Genomic DNA, 5,534 nt, shown 5'->3' with positions numbered 1-5,534 from the left:
TCGCCAAGGGCGGCAAGGTCGGCCTGTTCGGCGGCGCCGGCGTGGGCAAGACCGTCAACATGATGGAACTGATCCGCAACATCGCCACCGAGCACAGCGGCTACTCGGTGTTTGCGGGCGTGGGGGAGCGGACCCGTGAGGGTAACGACTTCTACCACGAGATGACCGAATCCAACGTTATCGACAAGGTGGCGCTGGTCTACGGCCAGATGAACGAGCCGCCCGGCAACCGTCTGCGCGTGGCCCTGACCGGCCTGACCATCGCCGAGAAGTTTCGCGATGAAGGCCGCGACGTGCTGCTGTTCGTCGACAACATCTACCGCTACACCCTGGCCGGTACCGAGGTGTCCGCCCTGCTGGGCCGCATGCCCTCCGCGGTGGGCTACCAGCCGACGCTTGCCGAGGAGATGGGTGTGCTCCAGGAGCGCATCACCTCCACCAAGACCGGCTCGATCACCTCCGTCCAGGCCGTCTACGTGCCCGCGGATGACCTGACCGATCCGTCTCCGGCGACGACCTTCTCGCACCTGGACGCCACCGTGGTACTGGCGCGCTCCATCGCCGAGCTGGGCATCTACCCGGCCATCGACCCGCTGGACTCCACCTCGCGTCAGCTGGATCCGCTGGTCGTCGGCGACGAGCACTACGACACCGCGCGCGGCGTGCAGAACGTGCTGCAGCGCTACAAGGAGCTCAAGGACATCATTGCGATCCTGGGCATGGACGAGCTGTCCGATGAGGACAAGCTGGCCGTGTCCCGGGCGCGCAAGATCCAGCGCTTCCTGTCGCAGCCGTTCTTCGTGGCGGAGGTGTTCACCGGGTCGCCCGGCAAGTATGTGTCCCTGAAGGACACCATCCGTGGCTTCCAGGGCATCCTCAACGGCGAGCACGACGATCTGCCGGAGCAGGCCTTCTACATGGTCGGTACCATCGACGAGGCCGTCGAGAAAGCCAACCAGATGAAGTAATCCCGTCCATCAGGGGGATTCGCTATGGCGAACAGCTTCACTTGCAATATCGTCAGCGCCGAGGCGGCCATCTTCTCGGGCGAGATCGAGCAACTGGTCGCGTCCGGCATGATGGGGGATCTGGGTATCCTGCCCGGCCATGCTCCGCTGCTGACCGAGCTCCAGCCGGGTCCGGTCCGCGTGATCCACGACGGCGGCCGCGAGGAGAACTTCTACGTCTCCGGCGGCTTCCTGGAAGTGCAGCCGGACGTGGTGACCATCCTGGCCGATGCGGCATCCCGGGCCGGTGACCTCGACGAGGCCTCCGCCGAGGAGGCCCGTCAGCATGCGCTGAAGGCCTTCAGCGACAAGTCGGCGGAGCTGGACTACACTCGCGCTGCCGCCGAACTCGCCGAGGCCGTGGCGCAGCTCAGAACCATCCAGCAGCTGCGCAAGAAGGCCGGCAAGGGCTGATCCTGCCCCAGCCGTGACGGCGCCCCCCGATCCCGTGAAATACCGGGATCGGGGGGCGTTTTCGTCTCTGCTATCATGAGCGCTGGCTCCGCGCCGATGGTTCCGCTCACTCATCTCTGCGCCCCTGGCGTCAGGAGGATGCCATGTCACTGAACGATAGCCTGCAGGAACAGAAGGAGGCGCTGGTGTTGGCCTTCGCCGAGGAGGCCCGCGAGCGCCTCGGCGAGATGCTGTCGGAGCTGCGTTCCGCGGATATCGCCGAGATTCTCGAGGAGATCCTCGAGGAGGACGACGACCTGCCGGTGGCCATGGGCCTCCTCGACCGCCTGCCGCTGGAGCGGCGGGCCAACGTCCTGGGCTATCTGCCGGGTGAGGAACAGGTCGAGATCACCGCGGCCATGTCGGACGAAACGCTGCTCTCGCTGCTCGAGGAGATGGGCTCCGACGAGCGCGCCGACCTCTTCAACCTGCTTGGCGAGGATCGACGCGAGGCGCTGCTGAGACGCATGGCGCACCAGGAGCGCGAGGACCTCAAGCGCCTGGCCAGCTACGAGGAGGGCACCGCCGGGGCCATCATGACCTCGGACTATGTGGCCATCCCCACCGGCATGACCGTCTCCCAGGCGATGATGCGGGTGCGCCAGACGGCCCCCGACGCCGAGACGGTCTATCAGCTCTACATCATTGACGCCGACGGCCGCCTGGCCGGCACCCTGTCGCTGCGCCAGCTGATGGTGGCGCGCCCGGGGGCGAAGGTCGACGACATCATGATCAAGGATGTGATCAGCATGCCGGTCGACGAGGAGCAAGAGGAGGTCGCCCGGGTGGTGGCCCGTTATGACCTGCTGGCGCTGCCGGTGCTGGATGCCGACGAGCGGCTGGTGGGTATCGTCACCCACGACGATGCCATGGACGTGGCCGAGTCGGAGGCCACCGAGGATTTCCACAAGGGGATGTCCATCGGCGCCCTGGAGGATGGGGTCAGCCGGGTACCGCTGTGGAGCCTCTACCGCAAGCGGGTGACCTGGCTGGTGCTGCTGGTATTCGCCAACCTCTTCTCCGGCGCCGGTATCGCCTACTTCGAGGAGACCATCGCCGCCCAGGTGGCGCTGGTGTTCTTCCTGCCGCTGCTGATCGGCAGCGGTGGCAACGCCGGTGCCCAGGCCGCCACCCTGATGGTGCGCGGCATGGCTACCGGCGATGTCGGGGTCAAGGATTGGGGGACCCTGCTGGGTCGCGAGTTGCTGGTGGCAGGGTCGCTGGGCCTGACCATGGCGCTGGCGGTGGCCCCCATCGGGGTGATGCGCGGCGGCGAGGCCGTGGCCATGGTGGTGGCCATGAGCATGGTGATCATCGTGCTGTTCGGCAGTCTGCTGGGCATGTGCCTGCCCTTCCTGCTCGACCGTCTGGGCTGGGACCCTGCCACCGCCTCGGCGCCGCTGGTGACCACCCTGATCGACGCCTCGGGGGTGCTCATCTACTTCAGCATCGCCACGGCGATCCTGGCGGGAGTCTAGCATGGAGTGGTTGCAGGTCATCCTGCTCTCCATCGTGCAGGGCGTCACCGAGTTCCTTCCGGTCTCCAGCTCCGCTCACCTGATCCTGGTACCGGTGCTGACCGCCTGGGACGATCAGGGCCTTGCCTTCGACGTGGCGCTGCATATCGGCAGCCTCTCCGCGGTGGTGCTCTACTTTCGCCAGGAACTCGCGCGGATGACGCTGAGCTGGATCGGCTCGCTGCGCGGCGGCCGCATGGACGAGGACGCCAGGCTGGCGTGGGGAGTGCTGCTGGCCACCGTGCCGGTCTGCGTGGTCGGCCTGGCCTTCCACGATGCCATCGAGGTGGGCATGCGTTCGCCGCTGATCATCGCCGTCGGCCTGATAGGTTTCGGCCTGCTCCTGGGCTATGCGGACTGGCGTCATCGCGGCGGACGCAGCGAGTACCAGCTGCGTCTTCGCGACGTGGTGCTGATCGGCCTGGCCCAGGCCCTGGCGCTGATCCCGGGCACCTCGCGCTCCGGCATCACCATCACCGCGGCGCTGCTGCTGGGCATGAGCCGGGAGGGGGCGGCACGCTTCTCCTTCCTGCTGTCGATCCCGGTGATCGTGCTGGCCGGTGGTCTCGAGGTCAGCGGCCTGGTCCAGGAATCCGCAGAGGTCGACTGGCCCGCCGTCATCATGGGCACCCTGCTCTCCGGCATCAGCGCTTACCTCTGCATCCACTATTTCCTGATCTTCATCAAGCGCGTCGGCATGCAGCCCTTCGTGGTCTATCGGCTGCTGCTCGGCGGCTGGCTGCTGTGGGTATTCTGGTAGCCCCGTCACCCCTTCCCTCATGGAGAGTGCTCGCATCATGAAAGCCCCGGCATCCCTGCTGTTTCTCTGCCTCCTACTGCTGCTGGCCGGCTGCTCGGAGCGCGATCGTCCCCTCGACTCGCCGGTACGTTTCGAGGGCGGCATCTTCGGCAGTTTCTATCAGGTGACCATCGCCGACTCCCTGACCCAGGGCCAGGCCCGGGCACTGGAGGAGGGTATCCTCGAGGTGCTCGAGGCGGTGGATGTCTCCATGTCGACCTATATCGACGACTCCGAGCTTTCGGTCTTCAACCAGCTGCCCGTGGGCGAATGGCAGCCGCTCTCCGACGAACTGATGGAGGTGCTGGCGATTGGCCAGGCGGTGGCCCAGAAGAGCGATGGCGCCTTCGATGTGACCGTCGGTGGCCTGGTCAACCTGTGGAGCTTCGGTGCCGAGGCGCGCCCCCGGGAGGTGCCGGATGACGTGACCCTCGAGGCCCGCCTGGCCGAGGTCGGCTTCGATGCGGTGGAACTCGATCTCTCGGCGCTGCAGGCGCGTCGCACGCGGGAGGTCTCCGTGGACCTGGGCGGCGTGGCCAAGGGCCATGCCACCGACCGGGTCGCAGCCCTCCTGGACCGCAAGGGCATCGAGCACTACCTGGTCAATCTGGGCGGCGACCTGATCGCCCGAGGCCATCGCAATGCCGGCGGCGGGGACGACGGCGAGGCCGACCCCTGGCGCATCGGCATCGAGGCACCGCTGGAAGATCGCCAGGAGGCCCGCCATGTCCTGCCGCTGCATGACATCTCGGTAGCCACTTCCGGCGACTATCGCAACTACTTCGAGGAGGACGGGCGGCGCTTCTCCCATACCCTGGACCCGCGCAGCGGCCGGCCGATCACCCACCGCCTGGCCTCGGTGAGCGTGCTGCATCCCTCCAACGCCTGGGCGGATGCCTGGGCCACGGCGCTGATGGTGCTGGGCGATGAAACGGGCATGGCCCTGGCTCGGGAGCAGGGGCTCAGCGTGTTGATGATCGTTCGCGAGGAGGAGGGTGGCTGGACGAGCCTCGTCAGCCCCGCCTTCGTCGACGCCTTCGGCGAGGCGCTGGTGGCGGACCTGGGCCTCGAGGTCCACTGAGCCCTAGAATGTACCGAACCCTGGAATCTTGAGATCGACGAAGCTGGACAAGGAGTCATGATGACGCTGGACGTGGTAATTCTCGCGGCGGGTCAGGGGACCCGGATGCGCTCGACCCTCCCCAAGGTGCTGCACCGCCTGGCCGGCAAGCCCATGGTGCGCCACGTGATCGATACCGCCATCGGCCTGCGTGCCGAGCGCACCCACGTGGTGGTGGGGCACGGTGCGGAGCGGGTTCGCGAGGCGCTGGTCGACTGTGAGGTGCGCTACGCACTGCAGGCCGAGCAGAAGGGCACCGGCCACGCCGTGGCCCAGGCCCTCGACGGTCTCGGCGAGGGCAAGGTGCTGGTGCTCTACGGTGACGTGCCGCTGATTCGCCGCGAGACCCTGGCGGGACTGCTGGAAGGCGTCGATGATGACCACCTGGGGCTGCTGACGGTGACCCTGGCGGACCCCACCGGCTATGGGCGCATCCTGCGCAATGCCGAAGGGCAGGCGGTGGCCATCGTCGAGCACAAGGACGCCAGCGAGAGCGAGCTTGCCATCGACGAGTGCAACACCGGCATCATGGCGATGACCGCGGCCCAGCTGCGCCGCTGGCTGCCGCGGCTCTCCGCCGACAACGCCCAGGGCGAGTACTACCTGACCGATATCATCGCCATGGCGGCCGCCGAGGG

Annotated in this window: 6 protein-coding genes; all 6 read left to right on the top strand. The window is 67.2% G+C overall.

Annotation, left to right across the window (positions count from 1 at the left end):
* Positions 1-968: F0F1 ATP synthase subunit beta (atpD, locus tag IBX53_RS14255; protein ID WP_290910481.1), on the top strand; the 968-nt coding region annotated here is incomplete at its 5' end.
* A gap of 24 nt (positions 969-992) precedes the next feature.
* Complete coding sequence (locus tag IBX53_RS14250) at positions 993-1,421, top strand: F0F1 ATP synthase subunit epsilon (RefSeq protein WP_290910480.1); 429 nt, start codon at positions 993-995, stop codon at positions 1,419-1,421.
* 143 nt (positions 1,422-1,564) lie between these two features.
* The gene (gene mgtE, locus IBX53_RS14245; RefSeq protein WP_290910475.1) at positions 1,565-2,938 is read left to right on the top strand and encodes a magnesium transporter; all 1,374 of its coding nucleotides are present in this window, start codon (positions 1,565-1,567) and stop codon (positions 2,936-2,938) included.
* Between the two features lies 1 nt (position 2,939).
* A complete protein-coding gene (locus tag IBX53_RS14240; protein ID WP_290910471.1) occupies positions 2,940-3,737 on the top strand; it encodes an undecaprenyl-diphosphate phosphatase in 798 nt (265 codons plus the stop codon).
* A 37-nt stretch (positions 3,738-3,774) separates the two neighbouring features.
* Positions 3,775-4,857: an FAD:protein FMN transferase gene (locus IBX53_RS14235; protein ID WP_290910466.1), complete on the top strand. Its 1,083-nt coding sequence runs from the start codon at positions 3,775-3,777 to the stop codon at positions 4,855-4,857.
* Positions 4,858-4,917: 60 nt separating this feature from the next.
* On the top strand, positions 4,918-5,534 hold a 617-nt coding region (locus IBX53_RS14230; protein WP_290910463.1), incomplete at its 3' end, for an NTP transferase domain-containing protein.

The sequence above is a fragment of the Halomonas sp. genome (assembly GCF_014859505.1).
GTDB lineage: Bacteria > Pseudomonadota > Gammaproteobacteria > Pseudomonadales > Halomonadaceae > Halomonas.
The sequence above is the reverse complement of the archived record's forward strand: the minus strand, read 5'-3'. Positions and strand labels throughout refer to the sequence as shown.